This is a genomic window from Kitasatospora sp. NPDC053308, from assembly GCF_055585785.1.
This window is the reverse complement of sequence record NZ_JBVJJY010000012.1, coordinates 212,741-232,990: the sequence shown is the minus strand read 5'-3', so window position 1 is coordinate 232,990 and position 20,250 is coordinate 212,741. Positions and strand designations below refer to the sequence as shown.

Annotated in this window: 11 protein-coding genes, 1 tRNA gene and 1 pseudogene; 9 read left to right on the top strand and 4 right to left on the bottom strand. The window is 74.8% G+C overall.

Going from position 1 to position 20,250, the window contains the following annotated elements; genetic code table 11:
* Nucleotides 1-98 precede the first annotated feature (98 nt).
* Together ACZ6Y7_RS25735 and ACZ6Y7_RS25730 are read right to left on the bottom strand one after the other, a co-directional pair.
* Nucleotides 99-4,085 (bottom strand): ABC transporter ATP-binding protein, encoded by a 3,987-nt coding sequence (locus ACZ6Y7_RS25735; RefSeq protein ID WP_465760282.1) that lies wholly within the window; start codon nt 4,083-4,085, stop codon nt 99-101.
* A 299-nt stretch (nt 4,086-4,384) separates the two neighbouring features.
* Nucleotides 4,385-5,164: a TetR/AcrR family transcriptional regulator gene (locus ACZ6Y7_RS25730; RefSeq protein WP_465760281.1), complete on the bottom strand. Its 780-nt coding sequence runs from the start codon at nt 5,162-5,164 to the stop codon at nt 4,385-4,387.
* A gap of 131 nt (nt 5,165-5,295) precedes the next feature.
* Between ACZ6Y7_RS25730 and ACZ6Y7_RS25725 the strand changes: the two genes are divergently transcribed.
* The 4 genes from ACZ6Y7_RS25725 to ACZ6Y7_RS25710 all read left to right on the top strand — a co-directional run bounded on the left by ACZ6Y7_RS25725 (nt 5,296) and on the right by ACZ6Y7_RS25710 (nt 11,880).
* Nucleotides 5,296-7,029: a carboxyl transferase domain-containing protein gene (locus tag ACZ6Y7_RS25725; RefSeq protein WP_465760280.1), complete on the top strand. Its 1,734-nt coding sequence runs from the start codon at nt 5,296-5,298 to the stop codon at nt 7,027-7,029.
* Nucleotides 7,030-7,197: 168 nt separating this feature from the next.
* Nucleotides 7,198-9,501: an acetyl/propionyl/methylcrotonyl-CoA carboxylase subunit alpha gene (locus ACZ6Y7_RS25720; protein WP_465760279.1), complete on the top strand. Its 2,304-nt coding sequence runs from the start codon at nt 7,198-7,200 to the stop codon at nt 9,499-9,501.
* Nucleotides 9,498-10,496: a hydroxymethylglutaryl-CoA lyase gene (locus ACZ6Y7_RS25715; protein WP_465760278.1), complete on the top strand. Its 999-nt coding sequence runs from the start codon at nt 9,498-9,500 to the stop codon at nt 10,494-10,496. Before ACZ6Y7_RS25720 ends, ACZ6Y7_RS25715 begins: the two co-directional genes overlap by 4 nt.
* A gap of 193 nt (nt 10,497-10,689) precedes the next feature.
* Complete coding sequence (locus ACZ6Y7_RS25710) at nt 10,690-11,880, top strand: acyl-CoA dehydrogenase family protein (RefSeq protein ID WP_465760277.1); 1,191 nt, start codon at nt 10,690-10,692, stop codon at nt 11,878-11,880.
* Nucleotides 11,881-12,009: 129 nt separating this feature from the next.
* Here the strand turns inward: ACZ6Y7_RS25710 and ACZ6Y7_RS25705 are convergent, their stop codons facing one another.
* Entirely contained in the window at nt 12,010-12,549 is a 540-nt protein-coding gene (locus ACZ6Y7_RS25705) for a universal stress protein (RefSeq protein WP_465760276.1), read from the bottom strand.
* Nucleotides 12,550-13,596: 1,047 nt separating this feature from the next.
* Here ACZ6Y7_RS25705 and ACZ6Y7_RS25700 point away from each other — a divergent pair.
* The gene (locus ACZ6Y7_RS25700; RefSeq protein ID WP_465760275.1) at nt 13,597-14,787 is read left to right on the top strand and encodes an HAD family hydrolase; all 1,191 of its coding nucleotides are present in this window, start codon (nt 13,597-13,599) and stop codon (nt 14,785-14,787) included.
* 109 nt (nt 14,788-14,896) lie between these two features.
* Here ACZ6Y7_RS25700 and ACZ6Y7_RS25695 read toward each other — a convergent pair whose 3' ends face one another.
* The gene (locus ACZ6Y7_RS25695; protein WP_465760274.1) at nt 14,897-15,115 is read right to left on the bottom strand and encodes a GNAT family N-acetyltransferase; all 219 of its coding nucleotides are present in this window, start codon (nt 15,113-15,115) and stop codon (nt 14,897-14,899) included.
* Between the two features lie 1,575 nt (nt 15,116-16,690).
* On the opposite strand from ACZ6Y7_RS25695, the pseudogene ACZ6Y7_RS25690 reads away from it, so the two are divergent.
* From ACZ6Y7_RS25690 to ACZ6Y7_RS25675, 4 genes and pseudogenes are all read left to right on the top strand, one after another.
* Nucleotides 16,691-17,731 (top strand): annotated as a pseudogene (locus ACZ6Y7_RS25690) (helix-turn-helix domain-containing protein); the annotation flags it as partial.
* Between the two features lie 872 nt (nt 17,732-18,603).
* Nucleotides 18,604-19,206 carry an oligoribonuclease gene (gene orn / locus ACZ6Y7_RS25685; RefSeq protein WP_465760273.1) on the top strand — a complete coding sequence of 201 codons (603 nt, stop codon included), beginning with the start codon at nt 18,604-18,606 and terminating at the stop codon, nt 19,204-19,206.
* A 171-nt stretch (nt 19,207-19,377) separates the two neighbouring features.
* Nucleotides 19,378-19,453 (top strand) — tRNA-His (locus ACZ6Y7_RS25680).
* Nucleotides 19,454-19,585: 132 nt separating this feature from the next.
* Nucleotides 19,586-20,032 carry a DUF4442 domain-containing protein gene (locus ACZ6Y7_RS25675; protein WP_465760272.1) on the top strand — a complete coding sequence of 149 codons (447 nt, stop codon included), beginning with the start codon at nt 19,586-19,588 and terminating at the stop codon, nt 20,030-20,032.
* The last annotated feature ends 218 nt before the right edge of the window (nt 20,033-20,250 follow it).

Genomic DNA, 20,250 nt, shown 5'->3' with positions numbered 1-20,250 from the left:
CCGGACGGTATCCCGTCCGGCCCCGTCCCGCCGGTGGTGTCAGCCGGGAGGCGCCGGGCCGGGGGCGCCGGGCCGGAGGTTCCAGGCCGCTCGGCGGCCTACCCGGCGGCGACGGGCTCGACCGCCGGGTGGCCGTCCGCGATGAACGCCTGCCAGAGCCGGGCGTAGGTGCCGCCCCGGGCGAGCAGTTCGGTGTGGGTGCCGTCCTCGACCACCCGGCCGTGGTCCAGCACGATCACCCGGTCGGCGCGCTCGGCGGTGGTCAGGCGGTGGGCGATCACCAGGGTGGTGCGGCCGCCGCTGAGCCGGTCCGCGGCCTGGTTGACCGCCGCCTCGGTGGCCAGGTCGAGCGCCGCGGTGGCCTCGTCCAGCAGCAGGATGTCCGGGTCGACCAGTTCGGCCCGGGCGAGCGCGATCAGCTGGCGCTGGCCCGCCGACAGGTTGCGGCCGCGGCCCGCCACCTCGTGGTCGTACCCGCCGGGCAGCCGGACGATCATGTCGTGCGCACCGACCGCGCGGGCCGCGGCCTCCACCTCGGCGGCCGAGGCGTCCGGCCGGCCGTACGCGATCGCCTCGCGGACGGTGCCCGCGAACAGGTAGGCCTCCTGCGGCACCACGCCCAGGCGGTGGCGGTACTGCGCCAGGTCGTAGCGGGTGAGGTCGACGCCGTCCACCCGGACGGTGCCCTCGGTCGCGTCGTAGAACCGGGCGACCAGCTTCACCAGCGTCGACTTGCCGGCGCCGGTCTCGCCGACCAGGGCCACCGTCTGCCCGGCCGGGATGTGCAGGTCGACGTCGGCGAGCACCTTCGGGGCGCCGTCCGCGCCGCCGTTGTAGGCGAAGCCGACCCCCTCGAAGGCGATCTCGCCGCGCAGCCCCTTGGCGACCGGGACAGGCTCGGCCGCCTCGGCGGTGGTGGTCGGGGTGCGCAGCAGCTCGCGGATCCGGCCGAGGCCCACCGAGGCCTGCTGGTAGCCGTCGAAGACCTGGGACAGCTGGTTGACCGGTGCGAAGAACAGGTCGATGTAGAGCAGGTACGCGACCAGCGCGCCCACCGTCAGCGTCCCGGCGTCGACCCGGGCAGCGCCGACGATCAGCACCAGCGCGGCGGCCACGCTGGACAGGAACTGGACGAACGGGAAGTACAGCGAGATGTACAGCTGCGCGCGGACCCGGGCCTCGCGGTAGGCGATGCCGCGCGCCACGAAGCGGTCGGTGTTGGTGTCCAGGCGGCGGAAGGCCTGGACGATCCGCATGCCGGCCACGTTCTCCTGGAGGTCGGCGTTGACGGCGCTGATCAGGTCACGGGAGCGCTCGTACTGGTCCTTGGACTTCTTGCGGAACACCAGCGTGGCGATCACCAGCAGCGGCAGCACGGCGAAGACCACCAGGGCCAGCCCGGCGTCGATGATCAGCAGGGCGGCGAAGATCCCGGCGAAGGTCAGCAGGCTGACCACGGCGGTGACCATGCCGGTCTGCAGGAAGGACGTCAGCGAGTCCAGGTCGGTGGTCATCCGGGTCATGATCCGGCCGGTCAGCTCGCGCTCGTAGTAGTCCAGGCCGAGCCGGTTGAGGTGGGCGAAGATCTTGAGCCGGAGCGTGTAGAGGACGCGCTCGCCGGTGCGGCCGCTGACCCGGTTCTCGGCGCCCTGCACCAGCCAGTCCAGCAGGACGACGACCAGCGCGGTGAGCGCGGCCACCGCGACGCCGGACATCAGGCCCTTGCGGACACCCTCGTCGATGCCGTGCCGGATCAGCACCGGCAGGACCAGGCCCGCCCCCGCGTCCAACGCGACCAGCAGGAGGGCGACGAGCAGCGGGGTGCGGAACGGCCGCAGCAGCCGCCCCAGGGTGAAGTCGGGGTCGCCCGCCTCGGCCTCGGCGCGCGGGACGGCCGGGGCGTCGGTGGCGGGCGGGAGCGCGGCGACCTTGGCCAGCAGCTCGGGGTCGGCGGTGCGGGCGGCCTTGGCCAGGGCGGGGGTGGGGAGCTCGGGGGCGGGCGCCCGTCCAGCCGCCGGGGGTGCCGGGGCGGCCTGCGGTTCGGCGGACGTCCCGGCCGGGGCTCCGGCGGGCAGCGCCGGCGGAGCTTCGCCGGACGGCTCGGTGAGGCCGTGGGCGGACGGCTGCCGGGCGGCGGTCCGGCCCGCCTCCGGGTCGGTGATCAGCGCCCGGTACTGGGGACATCGGGCTTCCAGTTCCTCGTGGGTGCCGATGTCCAGCAGCCGGCCGCGGTCCAGGACGGCGATCCGGTCGGCGAGCTGGAGGGTCGAGCGGCGGTGGGCGATCAGCAGGGTGGTGCGGCCGGTCATCACCGAGCGCAGCGCGTCGTGGATCTCCGCCTCGACCTGCGGGTCGACCGCCGAGGTGGCGTCGTCCAGCAGCAGGATCCGGGGGTCGGTGAGGATCGCCCGGGCCAGGGCGATGCGCTGGCGCTGGCCCCCGGAGAGGGTCAGGCCCTGCTCGCCGACCTTGGTCTCGTAGCCGTCCGGGAGCGCGCGGACGAACTCGTCGGCCTGGGCGGCGCGCGCGGCGGCGACGATCTGCTCGTCCGTGGCGTCCGGGCGGCCGTAGGCGATGTTGGTGCGGACCGACTCGGAGAAGAGGAAGCTCTCCTCCGGGACGATGCCGACCGTGGCGCGGACCGAGTCCAGCGTGAGGTCGCGCAGATCGTGGCCGTAGAGGCGGACGGTGCCGGCGGCCGGGTCGTAGAAGCGGGGCACCAGCTGGGCCACCGTCGACTTGCCGGAGCCGGACGCGCCGACCAGGGCGAGGGTCTCGCCGGGGGCCAGCTTCAGGCTGAGGCCGTGCAGGACGGGGGCGGGGTGCTCGGGGTCGTAGCGGAACTCGACCCGGTCGAACTCCAGGGCGACGTCGGGGGTCCGCGGGCCGACCGTGCGGCCGTGCGAGTTCTGGTCGGCGCCGCTGGACGGGTTCTGCTCGGCGCCGGTGGACGGGTTCTGCTCGGCGCCGGTGTACGGGCTCTGCTCGGCGCCGGCGTGCGTGAGGTCCAGGGTGAGGGCGTCCGGGCGCTCCCGGACCAGCGGGCGCTCGTCGATCAGCTGCAGGACGCGCTCCACGCCCGCCCGGGCCTGCTGGCCGACGGTGATGATCATGGTCAGCATCCGCACCGGACCGGTCATCTGCGCGACGTAGGTGGAGAAGGCCACGAACGTCCCGAGCGAGACCCGGCCGTCGACGGCCAGCCAGCCGCCGAAGGCCAGGACGGCGACCTGGGCGAGGGCGGGGATCGCCTGCATCGCCGGGTTGTAGCGGGCGTTGAGCCGGATCGAGCGGAGCCGGGCGGCGAACAGGTCGCGCGAGGCCCGCTCCAGCTTGTCCAGCTCCTGCGCCTCCTGGCCGAAGCCCTTGACCACCCGGACGCCGCCGATCGCGCCGTCCACCACGCCGGCCACGGCGGCGGCCTCCTGCTGGGCGGCCCAGGTGGAGGGGAACAGGCGCTTGCGGCTGAGCACGGAGACCCACCACAGTGCGGGCGCCATGACCAGGGCGACCAGGGTGAGCGGCGGGGACAGCCAGATCATCACGACCAGCGACATGACGAACATCAGCAGGTAGCCGGTCATCATCGGCACCATCGAGAGCAGGCCGTTGACCAGCTGCAGGTCGGAGGTCGCGCGCCCGACCACCTGACCGGTGTCCAGCCGGTCCTGGCGGTGGCCGTCGAGCCGGCCGAGCGAGCGGAACAGGTCGCTGCGCATGTCGTGCTGGACGTCGAGGGCGAGCTGGCCGCCGTAGTAGCGGCGGACCTGGGTGCACCCGAAGACCACGACGGCGGCCAGCAGCAGCACCACCGCCCACGGGGCCAGCGAGCGGGTGTGCGCGACGATGACGTCGTCGATGATCAGCTTGGTGACCAGCGGCACCAGCGCCGTGACGGCCATGCCGAGGAGCGAGGCGCCGAAGGCGAGCAGCAGGCTGCGACGGGACCGCCAGCTGTACCCGATCAGGCGGCGCAGCCAGCCGGCGGGCTCGGTGGGCTCGTCGGCGGCGGCCTCCGGAGTCGGGCCGGCGGCCGGAGGGCCGCTCGGGGATTGCTCCACCGTGGATCCGTGAGTCTCAGGCATATTTAGGGATGCTAACCATTTCGTCGGGTGGCCGCCACGGCGTTTCCGGTCCCGCGGCTTGGGGACGGGCGGGGGGCGGCCCGGGTCGTCCGGTCCGGCGGACTGGGCAACAGCCCGCGACCGGCGGAGATTCCCGATCGAACGCCCGCGCGGCCGTCCTCGGCCACCGCCCGACCTCCAGGGTCGCCGACCGCCCGCTGGAACGCCCAGCGACCGGGGGCGGTCGGGCGCCGTTCTTTGGGCCTAGGCCTCCGGACCGGGCAAGCGGGAGCCGTCTGGTGGAACCGGGCGGGCGGCCGTCAGTCGCCCGCCGACACCGGGATCGCCGCCGAGCCCGCGGACACCCGGGTCGCCGCCTCCGCGGCCGCGGCGAACGCGCCGTGGGCCAGGGCATGCAGCAGGGCGGCCATGCCGTCGCGCTGGAGACCGGACCGCTCGGCCTGGCGCTCGACCCGGCCGGACCGCTCGACCCCGGCGGACCGATCAAGCCCGGTGGACCGCTCGACCCCGGCGGACCTTTCACCCTGCCCCGGGCGCTCGCCCGCAGCCGGGGTCGAGCCGGCACTGTGCGGGGTCGAGTTGATCAGGCCGAAGACGGCGTGCACGGCGGCCCGGGCCACCGGCTCGGCGGCGGGGTCGGCCAGGGGCGGGTAGGCCTGCCGGACCACGTCCACCCACAGCTCCACATAACCGCGCTGGAGGCGACGGACGGTGCGGCGGTCCTCCTCCTTGAGGTTCAGCAGCTCGCGGTCGTGCAGGGTGATCAGGTCGCGGTCGTCCAGGGCGAAGTCGACGTGCCCGCCGATCAGCGCGTCCAGCGCGGCCGCTGGACCGTCGCCGCCACCCGCCCGGCGGCGCCCTTCCTCCAGCAGGCGCTCGCTGATGCCGATCAGCAGGTCGGCGAGCATCGCGTCCTTGCCGGCGAAGTGGCGGTAGAGCCCGGGGCCGCTGATCCCCACGGCCTTGCCGATCTCGTCCACGCCCACACCGAGGAAGCCGCGGGCGGCGAAGAGTCGCGCGGCCTCCCGGCGGATCTGGTCGCGGCGTGGGAGCGCGGAGGCTGCGGGGACGTTCGGCATGCCGTCCATCGTAGACAGTCCGGTTATCGGTCGTTAACCTGGGCGCCGTAAGTTAACGTTAATTAACGTGGGACTCCATGGGCACCGGATCCGGCGCCCACCTGGTGCCGAGGGCAAGGGAGCTCTTGGGAATGGTCATCTCAACCGCCGGCGCACCCACCGGCCTCCAGCTCAGCGCGACGAACGGCCGCCCGACGGACGGCGGCGCGGCGAACGGCAGCGCGGCCGCCGCACCGCCCGCCGCCGCCGCACCGGCGCCCCGGCTCGGCACCTCGGTCGACCCGGGCTCCGCGGCCTACCGCGCCAACACCGAGGCGCACCGGGAGCTGGTCGCCGAACTGCGCGCGAAGCTCGACGCGGCGGCCCAGGGCGGTGGCGCCAAGGCCCGCGCCCGGCACACCGCGCGCGGCAAGCTCCTCCCCCGGGACCGGGTGGACACCCTGCTCGACCCGGCCTCGCCCTTCCTGGAGCTGGCCCCGCTGGCCGCCGACGGGATGTACGACGGGGCGGCGCCCGCGGCCGGGGTGATCGCCGGCATCGGCCGGGTCGCCGGACGCGAGGTGGTGGTGGTCGCCAACGACGCCACTGTCAAGGGCGGCACCTACTACCCGATGACGGTGAAGAAGCACCTGCGCGCCCAGGAGGTCGCGCTGGAGAACCGACTGCCCTGCGTCTACCTGGTGGACTCCGGCGGCGCCTTCCTCCCGATGCAGGACGAGGTCTTTCCGGACCGCGACCACTTCGGCCGGATCTTCTACAACCAGGCCCGGCTCTCCGCTGCGGGCATCCCGCAGATCGCCGCCGTGCTCGGCTCGTGCACGGCCGGCGGCGCATACGTCCCGGCGATGAGCGACCAGGCCGTGATCGTCCGCAACCAGGGCACGATCTTCCTCGGCGGGCCGCCGCTGGTGAAGGCCGCCACCGGCGAGGTGGTCACCGCGGAGGAACTGGGCGGCGGCGAGCTGCACTCCCGCACCTCCGGTGTGACGGACCACCTGGCCGAGGACGACGCTCACGCGCTCTCCATCGTCCGCACGATCGTCGCCGGGCTGGGCCCGCGCGCGGCCACCCCCTGGCCGCTCGCCCCGGTCGAGCCGCCGGCCGTCGACCCGGCGGGCCTCTACGGAGCCGTCCCGGTGGACCCGCGCACGCCCTACGACGTCCGCGAGGTGATCGCCCGCCTGGTGGACGGTAGCCGCTTCGCCGAGTTCAAGGCCGAGTACGGCGCGACGCTCGTCACCGGCTTCGCCCGGATCCACGGCCACCCGGTCGGGATCGTCGCCAACAACGGCGTGCTCTTCTCCGAGTCGGCCCTCAAGGGCGCCCACTTCATCGAGTTGTGCGACCAGCGCGGCATCCCCCTCCTCTTCCTGCAGAACATCACCGGCTTCATGGTCGGGCGGCAGTACGAGGCGGGCGGCATCGCCAAGCACGGCGCCAAGATGGTCAACGCCGTCGCCTGCACCCGCGTCCCGAAGCTGACGGTGGTGATCGGCGGCTCGTACGGCGCCGGCAACTACTCGATGTGCGGCCGGGCGTACTCACCCCGCTTCCTGTGGATGTGGCCGGGCGCCAAGATCTCCGTGATGGGCGGGGAGCAGGCGGCCTCCGTCCTCGCCACCGTCCGCCGCGACCAGCTGGAGTCGCACGGCGAGCAGTGGTCGGCCGAGGCGGAGGAGGAGTTCAAGCGCCCCGTCCGCGAGCAGTACGAGCGTCAGGGCAACGCCTACTACGCCTCCGCCCGGCTCTGGGACGACGGCGTGATCGACCCGATGGACACCCGCACCGCCGTCGGCCTCGCGCTCACCGCCTGCGCCAACGCCCCGCTGGCGCCGCCCGCCCCGTACGGCGTCTTCCGCATGTGATCGCCGGCCGCACCCAGGGCTCGTGATCACCCGTCACGGCACCCCTGCGTTCGTGACCCCTTCCTTCCGGGTGTGACGTCCGGGGCGCCGGTCCGGCCCCGGGCCGGCGCCCCACCACCCACCGCCACCTCCTTCGTACGGCCCCCTCGACCCGGAGGAACGCCTCCCATGTTCGACACAGTTCTGGTCGCCAACCGCGGTGAGATCGCCGTCCGGGTGATCCGCACCCTGCGGCGGCTCGGCGTCCGCTCGGTCGCCGTGTTCAGCGACGCGGACGCCGACGCCCCGCACGTCCGCGAGGCCGACGTCGCGGTCCGCCTCGGCCCGGCCGACCGCAGCGACAGCTCCGCGGCCGAGACCTACCTGCGGACCGACCAGATCCTCGCCGCCGCCCGCCGCACCGGGGCCCAGGCCGTCCACCCCGGCTACGGCTTCCTCGCCGAGAACCCCGGCTTCGCCCGGGCCTGCGCCGAGGCCGGCCTCGTCTTCATCGGTCCTCCTCCCGCTGCGGTCGAGCTGATGGGCGACAAGATCAACGCCAAGGATGCCGTCCGGGCCGCCGGCGTCCCGGTGGTCCCCGGCAGCCAGGCCACCGCGCCCACCGACGGGGAACTCGTCGCCGCCGCCGACGAGATCGGCTACCCCGTGCTTCTCAAGCCGTCCGCCGGCGGCGGCGGCAAGGGCATGCGGCTCGTGCGGGACCCGGCCGACCTGCCCACCGAGATCGCCGCAGCCCGCCGCGTCGCCCGCACCGCCTTCGGCGACGACACCCTGCTGCTGGAGCGCTGGGTCGACCGGCCGCGCCACATCGAGGTGCAGGTGCTGGCCGACGCCCACGGCACCACCGTCCACCTCGGCGAGCGCGAGTGCAGCCTGCAGCGCCGCCACCAGAAGCTGATCGAAGAGGCTCCCTCCGTTCTCCTCAATGCCGAGACCCGCGCCGCGATGGGCGCCGCGGCCGTCCGCGCCGCGGAGTCCTGCGGCTACACCGGGGCCGGCACCGTGGAGTTCATCGTCCCCGGCATCGACCCGGACGCCCCCGCCTCCGCCGCCGAGGGGGTGCGGGACTTCTTCTTCATGGAGATGAACACCCGTCTCCAGGTGGAACACCCCGTCACCGAACTCGCGGTCGCCGTCGGCGCCGACTCGACCCGGCTCGACCTGGTCGAGTGGCAACTGCGCGTCGCCGCCGGCGAACCGCTGACCTTCACCCAGTCCGACATCTCCTTCCTGGGCCACGCCATCGAGGCCCGGATCTGCGCCGAGGACCCGGAACGGGACTTCCTGCCCACCGGCGGCCGCATCCTCACCCTGGACGAGCCCCGGGGCGAGGGCATCCGCGTCGACTCCGGGGTCGCCCCCGGAAGCGTCATCACCAGCGCCTACGACCCGATGCTCGCCAAGGTCATCGCGTACGGGCCCGACCGCCCGACCGCGCTGCGCCGGCTCCGCGCCGCGCTGGCCGACACCCGCATCCTGGGCGTCACCACCAACACCGGCTTCCTGCGCCGACTCCTCGCACACCCCGAGGTCGTCGCCGGCCGACTGGACACCGGCCTGGTGGAGCAGACCGCCCAGCAGCACCCGGCCCTGCTCACCGCGCCGTACTCCCCCGTCAACGCGACCGCCCCGGCCGGCGCCGCGGCGCCCGCCCACCCCGGGAACGGGACCGACACCGCGGCGGCCGAACCGCCGTCGCCCGCTCACCTCCTCTACTACGCGGCCGCGCTGGCACGGCACCTGGAACTCACCCCGACCGCCGCCCCCGGCGGCTGGACCGACCCGTTCTCCCTTCCCTCCGGCTGGCGCCTGGGCGGCACCCCCGCCTGGACCACCCACCGACTCCGTACCCCCGGCCAGGACCCGGTCTCGGTGCGCATCCGTTCGATCACTGCGGGCAACGTAGCCGACGCCACTGACAATCCGGCCGGCCGCACCCGCGAGGTGGAGCTGCGGCTGGGCGACGGACCGGTGCACCGCGCCCGCGCGGCCCTGGCCGGCGACCGGCTGCACCTGACCGTCGACGGCCTGCAGACCACGTTCTCGCTGGCCACCGACGCCACCCCCGGCCTCGCCGCCGGACCGGTGACCTGGCTCGGCGTCGAGGGCGACGCCTGGCCGCTGCACGCCTACGACCCGGCCGTCGAGAGCGCCGCCGGGGCCGGCGCGCACCACGGCGCCCTGACCGCCCCGATGCCCGGCACCGTCACCGTCGTCAAGACCACGGCGGGCGAGACCGTCCGCAAGGGCCAGCCCCTGCTCGTGCTGGAGGCGATGAAGATGGAACACGTGATCGCCGCGCCGCACGACGGCGTGGTGGCCGAACTGCGGGCCACCGCCGGCGCCACCGTCGCGATGGAGGACCTGCTGGTGGTGGTCGCCCCGGTCGAGGACGCCTCCGCCGACGCGGCCGGGGACCCCCCGGTCGAACCGGCCGCCGCCCCGGTCGAGCCCGCGGAGGTGCGGTCGTGACCACCCCCGACCCGGCCCCCGCGCGCGAGCCCGACGCCCTCGATCTGGGCCTGCCCGACCCGGTCCGCGCTCCCGGCCTGCCCGAGGAGGTCCGGATCCACGAGGTCGGACCGCGCGACGGCCTGCAGAACGAGGGCTCCCTCGTGCCGGTCGAGGTCAAGGCCGAGTTCATCGCCCGGCTCGCGGCGGCCGGCCTGCGCACCGTCGAGGCCACCAGCTTCGTTCACCCGAAGTGGGTGCCGCAGCTGGCGGACGCCGAGGAGCTGATGCCCCGCCTGGCGGGCCTGCCGGAACGTCACTCCGGCCTGCGGCTGCCGGTCCTGGTGCCCAACGAGCGCGGCCTGGACCGCGCGCTCGCCCACCGGGCCGGTGACATCGCGGTGTTCGCCAGCGCCACCGAGACCTTCGCCCGGCGCAACCTCAACCGCTCGGCCGACGAGGCCATGACGATGTTCCGCCCGGTCGTGACGCGCGCCACCGAGGCCGGGGTCGCCGTCCGCGGCTACCTCTCGATGTGCTTCGGCGACCCCTGGGAGGGGCCCGTCCCCGTCCCCCAAGTGGTCCGTTACGGCGTGCAGTTGCTGGAGATGGGCTGCTCGGAGCTGAGCCTCGGCGACACCATCGGCGTGGCCACCCCGGGCCAGGTCGGCGCCCTGCTGACCGGCTTCGCCCGGGCCGGCGTGCCGGCCGACCGGCTCGCCGTGCACTTCCACGACACCTACGGCCAGGCGCTCAGCAACACCCTGGCGGCGCTGCGCGAGGGCGTCACCACGGTGGACGCCTCGGCGGGCGGCCTGGGGGGCTGCCCGTACGCGAAGAGCGCCACCGGCAACCTGGCCACCGAGGACCTGGTCTGGATGCTGCACGGGCTCGGCATCCGGACCGGTGTCGACCTGCGCGCCCTGGTCGCCACCAGCGGCTGGATGGCCGAGCGCCTGGGCCGCCCGAGCCCCTCCCGCACCGTCCAGGCGCTGCTCGGCGCCGCCCGGGGCTGACCCGCCCATCCGCTCCGGCGCCGGCCGCACCCCTCCGGTCCGGCCGGTGCCCCGCACGACTCCCGTCCCGCACCACGCCCGTCCCGCACCGCTCATCGCTCGACCGCACCGTACGACCGTCAGACCGTCAGACGACCGCCGGTCGTCCCGCTCACGCCCGCGGCCGCCCCGGCCTGGCACCAGGAGGATCACCATGCTCGACCACCGAATCAGCAGCGAGTACGAGGAACTGCGGCGCACCGTCGCGGAGTTCGCCCAGGACGTGGTGGCGCCGAAGATCGGCGAGTTCTACGAGCGGGAGGAGTTCCCCTACGAGATCGTCCGCGAGATGGGCCGGATGGGGCTCTTCGGCCTGCCCTTCCCGGAGGAGTACGGCGGCATGGGCGGCGACTACTTCGCCCTCGGCCTGGCCCTGGAGGAGCTCGCCCGCGTCGACTCCTCGGTGGCGATCACCCTGGAGGCCGCCGTCTCGCTCGGTGCGATGCCGATCTACCGGTTCGGCTCGGAGGAGCAGAAGCGCGAGTGGCTGCCGCGCCTGACTTCGGGCGAACTGCTCGGCGCCTTCGGCCTCACCGAGCCGGAGGGCGGCTCGGACGCCGGCGCCACCCGCACCACCGCGCGGTACGACGAGGCCACCGACGAGTGGGTCATCAACGGCACCAAGTGCTTCATCACCAACTCCGGCACCGACATCACCGGCCTGGTCACCGTCACCGCGCTCACCGAACCGATCGCTCGTTCGAGTGAAGAAGGCGAATTCCGCTCGCCCACGCGGGAGATCTCCTCCATCATCGTGCCCACCGGGACCCCGGGGTTCCAGGTCTCGAAGAAGTACTCGAAGGTCGGGTGGAACGCATCCGACACCCGCGAACTGTCCTTTACCGACTGCCGCGTTCCCGCGGCCAACCTGCTGGGCGAGCGTGGCCGAGGCTACGCCCAGTTCCTGCGGATCCTCGACGAGGGCCGCATCGCGATCGCGGCCCTGGCCACCGGCCTGGCCCAGGGGTGCGTGGACGAGTCCGTGAAGTACGCCGGCGAGCGCCGGGCCTTCGGCCGGCCGATCGGCGCCAACCAGGCCGTCCAGTTCAAGCTTGCCGACATGGAGCTGCGCGCCCACACCTCCCGCCTGGCCTGGCGGGACGCCGCCTCCCGGATGCTGCATGGTGAACCGTTCAAGAAGGAGGCCGCGATCGCGAAGCTGTACTCGTCCGAGGCCGCCGTCGACAACGCCCGCGAGGCGACCCAGATCCACGGCGGGTACGGCTTCATGAACGAATTCCCCGTCGCCCGCTTCTGGCGCGACAGCAAGATCCTGGAAATCGGGGAGGGCACCTCCGAGGTCCAGCGCATGCTCATCGCCCGGGAGCTCGGCATCACGTCCTGAGCCGAGCCCACCGGGCCGACAACGCCCCGCTCCTCCGACGGTGTTGAGGAGCGGGGCGACAGGACACGGTGGAGGAGGTACCAGGAGAGGACAACCGGAGAAGGCGGCCGGAGGCGACCGGACGCACCCTCAGGGGATCACGATCACCGGGCGGTTGGCCCGCCGCGCCAGTCGTCCGGAGACCGAACCGAAGATCTTGCCGAGCAGACCGTGCGTCGTGCCGACGACGATCGCGTCGGCGGCGTACTCACGGCCGACCTCCTCGATCTCGTGGCAGATGTCACCGCCGCGCTCGACCAGGATCCACGGCACCCCGGCGAGGAAGTCCGCGCAGGCGAGTTCCAGGCCCAGGACCTCGGTCCGGTGGTCGGGGAGGTCGACGAAGACGGGCGGTTCGCAGCCGGCCCAGACCGTGGCGGGCAGCCGGTTGGCGACGTGCACGATCACCAGGCCGCACTGCGAACGACGTGCCATGCCCACCGCGTAGGCCAGGGCGCGCTCACTCGACAGCGAACCGTCGAAGCCCACCACCACACCGTGCTGGAAGGTCGGGTCGAGGGACGGCGCCGGGGCCTCCTCCGCCGAGGGCTCGGCACGTCCGCCGAAGGCTCCGGCCGCGCCCGAGGCCGCCTCCGGGCGCTCGGCGCCCGGGCCCAGGCGGCCGCTCACCGGAGACCCCGCAGGGTCGGCCGGCGGCTCGCCGCGCCGCGGGCGCGGCCCCGGCCGGTCGCGACGGGCGAGGCTGCCACGGCGGGCGAGGCCACGCAGCGCGCGTCCGAGCGCATGGGGCGCATCGCTCGCACGGTCCGGCTCCGACGGCCGGGCCGCTGCGCCGGCACCGCCGAACCCGTCGTCGCCGACCCCGTCGTCGCCGTCGCCGGTCCGCCCGGACGGGACGCGCCCCGAGGGCTCGGGACGTACGTCGCCCGGTGCGCCAGGGACCGCGTCGCCGTACCCCTCACCGGCCACCCCACCCGCCTCGTCGACGGTCGCGTCGCCGTGCCCGTCGTCGGTGCCGGAGCCTCCGTCGCCACGCACGTCCGCGCCGCCGTCGAGGTGCTCGGTGGCATACCCGTCCCCCGGCCCGAGGTTCTTACGGATCCCGTCTCTCCCGGTCGCTGCGCCCGTGCTGCGGGGCGTGTCCGGTTCGACCGGTCGGGGAGGCTCAAAACCAGCCATGGCTCACGGCTCTTCGATGGAGAGGGGCCGACAGGAGAGGACAACGCTGCCCGTTCGGCAGATCCGCCCACGGGAAGACGTCGGTCTGCGCCGCGCAGCACCGTATGTGACCTGTTCCTTTCAGAATACGACGGGCAGGGGGCCCAGCCCAGCGGCGAAGCCCCGGAGCGACGTTGTTCCCGCGAAAGAAGGATGCGCCCGCCGTGGCAGTGCGCCCTGCCCGCAGGCGATCGCGCCCCCTCCGGAAAGGAGGTTCCCTGGAGCTTGACTGAGCGGACCGGGCGGCGCAACAGGCCCACGGGACACCGTGACCGGACTGTCATTGATCGGCGACGATCCGTTGCCGCACGTCGCGAACCGTCACGCCCCGGCGGTCGCGGGCCGTCCCACCGGCCCGCCCCCGCACCGCCCGGTACCGGGCCGACGCACGATCCGTACGTCAGGTGACGGAGCCCGAATCAGCCACTTCGTACGGCTTCGCGACGTGCTCTGGCATTTGCCAGGTGCATAGGCCCGCCCGCTGGCACCATGCTCGGCATGCCCCTGCTCCTGTTCGACCTCGACAACACGCTGCTGCCCCGGGACGCCGCCTTCCGGGCCTGGGCGCAGGACTTCCTGTCCGAGCACGACCTGCCGCCCGGCGACCTCGACTGGTTCGTCACCATCGACGGCGGCGGCTACGTGCCGCGCAGCACCGTACTGTCCGCGGTCCGGCGGCGCTACGGCCTGGACGTCTCCGCCGACTTCCTGCTCGCCCACTACCGACGCGGCATCAACTCCCACATCCACTGCCCGCCCCGGCACATCGAGGCGCTGCGGGCCGCACGGGCCGCGGGGTGGACGCTCGGGATCGTCAGCAACGGCGGCACCCGGCCGCAGTTGGAGAAGATCCGCCGGACCGGGCTGGGGCCGCTGGTCGACGGCTGGGTGATCTCCGAGGAGGCGGACTGCCTCAAGCCGGACCCGCTGATCTTCGAGACCGCCGCCCGGCGCTGCGGCGTCGCGCCCACCGGGGACTGGGCCGCACACACCTGGATGATCGGGGACCACGCGCCCGCCGACATCGCCGGGGCCGAGCTGACCGGGCTGCGCAGCGTCTGGCTGCACCACGGCCGGCCGTGGGCGGAGAGCGGCTACCGGCCGACGCTGAAGGCGGCCGGTCTGCCGGAGGCCGTCGGCCAGGTGCTCGCCGCGCGCAACGCGCCCTCGCCGCGGCCGGGGAGCCGGGCCGGCGGAGCGCCGCGCCGGGCAGCGGCCGGGGCGTCGGGGCGGGCGACGGCGCAGTTCGGCGCACGGTCCGGCGCACAGCCGCTGGCGACCGCCCCGGAGGGCCCGAATGCGCCCGCTCCCGCGAACGCCGGGACGGACCCCGCGTCAGCCGCCGCGGCGGGCGCGGGAGCCCGCTCCGGTGTCCGAAACCGATCCGGCGGGTTTGCCCTCATCGCCGACGACCGCACCGGTCCGGGGACGGCCTCCGGGCCGCGGGCGGGGACCGGTCCCGAGGCGAACGCGGACGCGGTCGTGGGCATGGCCCCGGGAGCCGTCCCGGGCGCGGACGCGGGCGGCGACGCGGACGGGGGCGACCGCGGAACGGCGCCGATCACGCGTCCGACGCCGCTGCGCCCGACGGCCGGCGGACCCGCGTCGAGCAGGACGGCTCCCCCGGCGACCGCCGTAACAGGGGCGGTGACCGCCCCGGCCACGACAGCCGTCGCCGCGGCCCGTTAGCGGCCAGTCCGTCAGGGGGCCGGCCCGTCAGCCGCCGGCCCGTTGACGGCCAGTTCGCCGGCACCCCGGCCGGGCGCCGCAGCCCCCCGGAGCCAGGACACCCCGGTGGTCAGCCCTTTGCCGGGGTGCGGGTCCACCAGCACGTACGGCCCTGCTCGGTGAACCCCAGCCTGCGGTAGAGCGGTTCGCCGAGTCCGGGTGCGCAAGGCACCAGGACGGTCCGCACGACGGCCCCGGCCACGCCGCGGCCACGCCGGTCGGGCAGGGTCGCGACCCAGCACACGCCGGTGGCGCGGCCGTCGTCGTAGGTGAGGCAGGTACCCGCCACCGCGGCGTCGGCGCAGCCTGGCCACGCCCGCCAGTCGGGCTCGTGCAGCAGTCGCTCCGGGAGCGCTTCGCTGCGGACCCACGGCTGGCGGGCGGGCAGCGGGAACCCTCCACGACTGCCGGTTCGACCAGTGCGAAGCCGTCCCCGTCGGTGGCCTCATCCACCGTCAGCCTTCCTCCCCGTGTGCCTGGGAGACCGCGGGCAGCGCGGTCGATGCGCCCGCGCCCGGGCCCGGACCATGGTCGGCGTGGCCGCCGTGCGGACCGCGCCGGAGCGGGTGAGGTCGGGCCCTCCGCACGGGCCCTCCGCACGGGCCCTCCGCACGGGCCCTCCAGGGTGCAGCACGCGGTCGACCACTCGCTCAGCAGACCCGCCAACTGCTGCTCCACCACGCCGGTTTCGGCGTACGGACGGGTGGCCACGAAGCGGTGCGCGTCGTCCGGGGCGCGGGCGCAGCGGACCGCCGTCAGGCCCGGGAGGCTACGGGACCGCCACCCGTGCGCACGGGCCTGGGGGGCCAGGACGCGGCGGCGTTGTGGTTGGCCCGTTCGAGCCGGCGCTCGGTGTGCACGGCGGGACCGTAACCCGGCCGTCCGGATAGCGGTTCCACCGCGCCAGGCTTGGCCGGATGAAGCCTGGGAGGCGCACGTCGGACGTCCGTGCGCCCTCTCGTGCACCGCCGATTTTCGGTCAATTTCGCGCCGATCCCTCCCGCTTGGGCAAATCCGCAGTCCAGACCCTCGGATCGGGTGCACGAGGGGCGGACGCCCCAGGAACGGCCCCGCGACAACCAGCCACCGTTGCCCCGGCCCTCTTCCCAGAAGGGTCGACGGGTGCCACGCTTCGTGATCGAATGCATCACGCCAAATTGCCATGTCGACATAGCGTCGGATGGTGAACTTGTCACAACGGCAACGGTCCACCCGATAGATTTCGATCTTGGCGAGCAGTGCCGCACCACCCACACCACACCACCGAGGGGGCTTGAGCGCCTTGAGCAGGGTGAGCAGGAGCGACGCGGGTCCTGACAGCGGCCAGGCGGTGGCCGGCACCGCGGGTCGGCCCGCGAGAAGCACTGGCACCTCCGCGATCGCCGCCAGCACCCGCAGCTCCGGTGCCCCGGCCCCCTCGGGCGCGGCCCCGCACCCCTCGTACCCCGCAGCGCACTCCCCCGCCGGTGGTCCGGGCGCGATCCCGTCCGCCGACCACGGCACGGCGACGCCGTACGGGGGCCAGCCGCCGTACGGGGGCCATCCGGCGCCCGGCGGACACGGCGTCGGCGGTGGACACCCCGTCAACGGCGGTCCTACGGCGGGCAGCGGGCCGTCAGCCATGGGCGGGCCTGGCGGACCCGGTGGGCCGTCGACGGGCGGACAGCCCGTCAGCCGCGGCCTCCTCGGCCACGCTCCGGCCTACGGCGGCGAGTACCCCGGCCATCCCGGCCATCCCGGCCATCCCGGCCACGCGGGCCACCCCGCCCACCCCGGCGCCGCTCCGGGCCTGAACGGCGGCTCCGCGGCCGTCGGCGGCCCGCTCGGCGGCCTGGCGCTCGGCACCGCCCCCGGCCACGGCCCGCTGGGCCACGGCGGTCCCGGTGCGAACGGCGTCCCGGCCCCGGCGACGTCGGCCACGCCGCGCAAGCTGTCCGGCCGGCGCCGCCGGGAGACCGTCGCGGTGCTGATCTTCGGCGGCGCCCCGATCTTCGAGAGTTCCATCCCGCTCTCGGTCTTCGGCGTGGACCGCCAGGACGCCGGCGTGCCGCGCTACCGCCTGCTGGTCTGCGCCGGCGAGGAGGGCCCGCTGGCCACCACCGGCGGGTTGACCCTCTCCGCCCCGTACGGCCTGGAGGCCCTCGCCCGGGCTGGCACGATCGTCGTACCGGCCTGGCGCTCGATCTCCCAGCCCCCGCCGGTCGAGGCGATCACCGCCCTGCGCAAGGCCCACCACGAGGGCGCGCGGATCATCGGCCTGTGCACCGGTGCCTTCGTGCTGGCCGCCGCCGGCCTGCTCGACGGCCGCCCGGCCACCACCCACTGGATGTACGCGCCGACGCTGGCCAAGCGCTACCCGCGGGTCCACGTCGACCCGCGCGAGCTGTTCGTCGACGACGGCGACGTGCTCACCTCGGCCGGCACCGCCGCCGGCATCGACCTGTGCCTGCACGTGGTGCGCAGCGACCACGGCGCCGAGGCGGCCAACGCGCTGGCCCGCCGGCTGGTGGTGCCCAGCCGCCGCGGCGGCGGAGGACAGGCCCAGTACATCGATCAGTCTTTACCGGAGGAGATCGGCAACGACCCGTTGGCCGAGGTGGTCACCTGGGCGCTGGAGAACCTCAACCAGCAGTTCGACGTCGAGGTGCTGGCGGCTCGCGCCTACATGAGCCGGCGCACCTTCGACCGGCGGTTCCGCACGCTCACCGGCAGCGCGCCGCTGCAGTGGCTGATCACCCAGCGGGTGCTCCAGGCGCAGCGGCTGCTGGAGACCTCGGAGCTGTCGGTGGACGATGTCGCGCGCCGGTGCGGGTTCCGTTCGCCGGTGGCGCTGCGCGGGCACTTCCGCCGCCAGCTCGGGGTCTCCCCGGCCGCGTACCGGACCAGCTACCGGGCCCGCCGGCCCGGGCAGCAGCCGCCGTCGGCGGCCGGTGCGCACGGCGGTGACCTGCGGCTGCCCGGCGCGCTGTCGCACGCGGCGGCCGGAGCGCCGGGCGGGCCGCTGTTCGGCGGGCCGCACGGCGCGCAGTCGGCGCAGCCGTTCGCGGCCGGTGCCGGGATGCCGGGACCGGTCGGTCCGCACGGGCAGCCGGTGCCGCACGGGCAGTCGGGCGGCCACGGCCAGCCGGGAGCGCACGGTCAGCCGGTCGGCTACGGTCCGGGACAGGCCGGGACGTCGCCCGGCCAGGCCTTCCACGCCCGCACCGGTCAGCCGTACCCGCACCAGCAGGCCGCGCAGCAGCCGCACCCCGGGCAGCAGGGTGCGGGCGGGCGCGGTCCGGCGCGGCCGCCGCTGGTGCCGCCGCAGGCCGGACCGGGCGCCGGGGCGGGACGTCCCCCGCGCACCGCCGAGCACGCGGCGGCGGAGGACGGGCTCCCCCAGCCGGGGGCCCGCGGCCAGGGCCAGGGGCACCGCAGCGCGGTCGAGCGGTCCGCCGAGGAACCGGGCGCGGCCGGACGCGGCCACGGCCCGGCCGGACGGCTGCCCGCCCCCGCCGGGCAACCGGCGCCCGGGGCGGGCGACCCCCGCGGCCGTCAGGCGCGGGCGCCGCAGGTCCGCCCCCAGGGCGGCCGTGCCGCGGCCGAGGGTGCCCGGGCTGCGCGCGAGGCCCGTACCGGACGCGACGGCCACCCGGTCCGGGGCGGCCTGGAGGGCGAGCGCCCGGACGGCCACGGCGCGCACGGCGGGACGGAGGAGCACCAGGGCGAGGCCACGACGGCACCCCGCTCGGCTCCACCGGTCCCCGCGGCGCGTGATCGCGCCGTAGGGTGAGTTGCGTGAATGACCGTTTGGTATGGATCGACTGTGAAATGACCGGCCTCGACCTCGACCGGGACGCCCTGGTCGAGGTCGCGGTGCTGGTGACGGACTCCGAGCTGAACGTCCTCGGCGAGGGCGTGGACGTCATCATCCGGCCGCCGGCCGAGGCGCTGGCGAACATGCCCGAGGTGGTGCGCGCGATGCACACCGCCTCCGGCCTGTTGGAGGAGCTGGAGCAGGGCGTGACCCTGGCCGAGGCCGAGGAGCGGGTGCTGGCGTACGTGCGCGAGCACGCGCCGGAGGCCGGGAAGACGCCGCTGTGCGGCAACTCCGTGGCCACCGACCGCGGCTTCCTGGCGCGGGACATGCCCTCCCTGGAGAAGCACCTGCACTACCGGATCGTGGACGTGTCCTCGATCAAGGAGCTGGCCCGCCGCTGGTACCCGAAGGCGTACTACAACAGCCCGCAGAAGGGCGGCAACCACCGGGCGCTCGCCGACATCCGGGAGAGCATCGACGAACTGCGGTACTACCGCGAGGCCGTGTTCGTCCCGCAGCCCGGCCCGGACGCCGACACCGCCCGCGCCATCGCCGGGAAGTACCGGACGCCGACGGTCTGATCCGGGGCCGCCCGGCGGGCACCCCCTCGGGCCCGCCGAGCTGCCGGCCGCAGGGCCCCGGGGGTGCCCGCGTCCGCCGGGACGAAACCCTGGCGCGAGCACCCTCTCGGATCCTGTAGAGTTCTTCCTGTCGGAACGGGAACGCGGGAGCGGGAACGGACCGGACAGATGGTGGGTGTAGCTCAGTTGGTAGAGCACCTGGTTGTGGTCCAGGTGGTCGCGGGTTCGAGTCCCGTCACTCACCCCAGAGCCCGAGGGGCCGATCTCTTCAAGAGGTCGGCCCCTCGGGCGTTTTCGCGTTCGCTCAAGTACGGCCGGTGGACCGGGTTTTCCGGGTGACCTCTGCCGCCGGAAGCTACCGGCTAGTAACATCGTCGCCATGACCACACCTACGATCGGCCAGATGCTCGACTCCACCGTGCCGATGGCGCGCACCCTGAAGCTCGAGTACCTGGAGACCACCCCCGAGCGCGCCGTGCTCCGGCTGCCCGACCAGGCCGAGTTCCACAACCACGTCGGCGGCCCGCACGCCGGCGCGATGTTCACGCTCGCCGAGTCCGCCAGCGGCTGCATCGTGCTCGCCGCCTTCGGCGACCAGCTGGGCCGGGCCGTGCCGCTCGCCGTGAACGCCGAGATCGCGTACAAGAAGCTGGCCATGGGCGTCGTCACCGCCACCGCCGTGCTCGGCCGCCCGGCCGCCGAGATCGTCGCCGAGCTGGACGAGGGCGGCCGCCCGGAGTTCCCTGTCACCGTCGAGATCACCCGCGCCGACGGCGCCGTCACCGGTGTGATGACGGTCACCTGGACCCTGCGTCCCAACTCCTGACCGCCGCGCGGTCGGTGGCCCCGAGGGCGGCGGCCCCGGGGCCACTCGCGCGATGACTGTGCGTGACGGCGGGCGTGACCTCACCACCCGTCCGCTCGTTCTCGACTCACGTGCGAGCCAATCACCCGAGCAAGGCCCAGGAACCCGCCCCCCGCGGAGTCGACGGAGCCCGGCGCGGGATCGCCCGGTGGCTGCCCCGCCCCCGCGCCGTCGCGGCC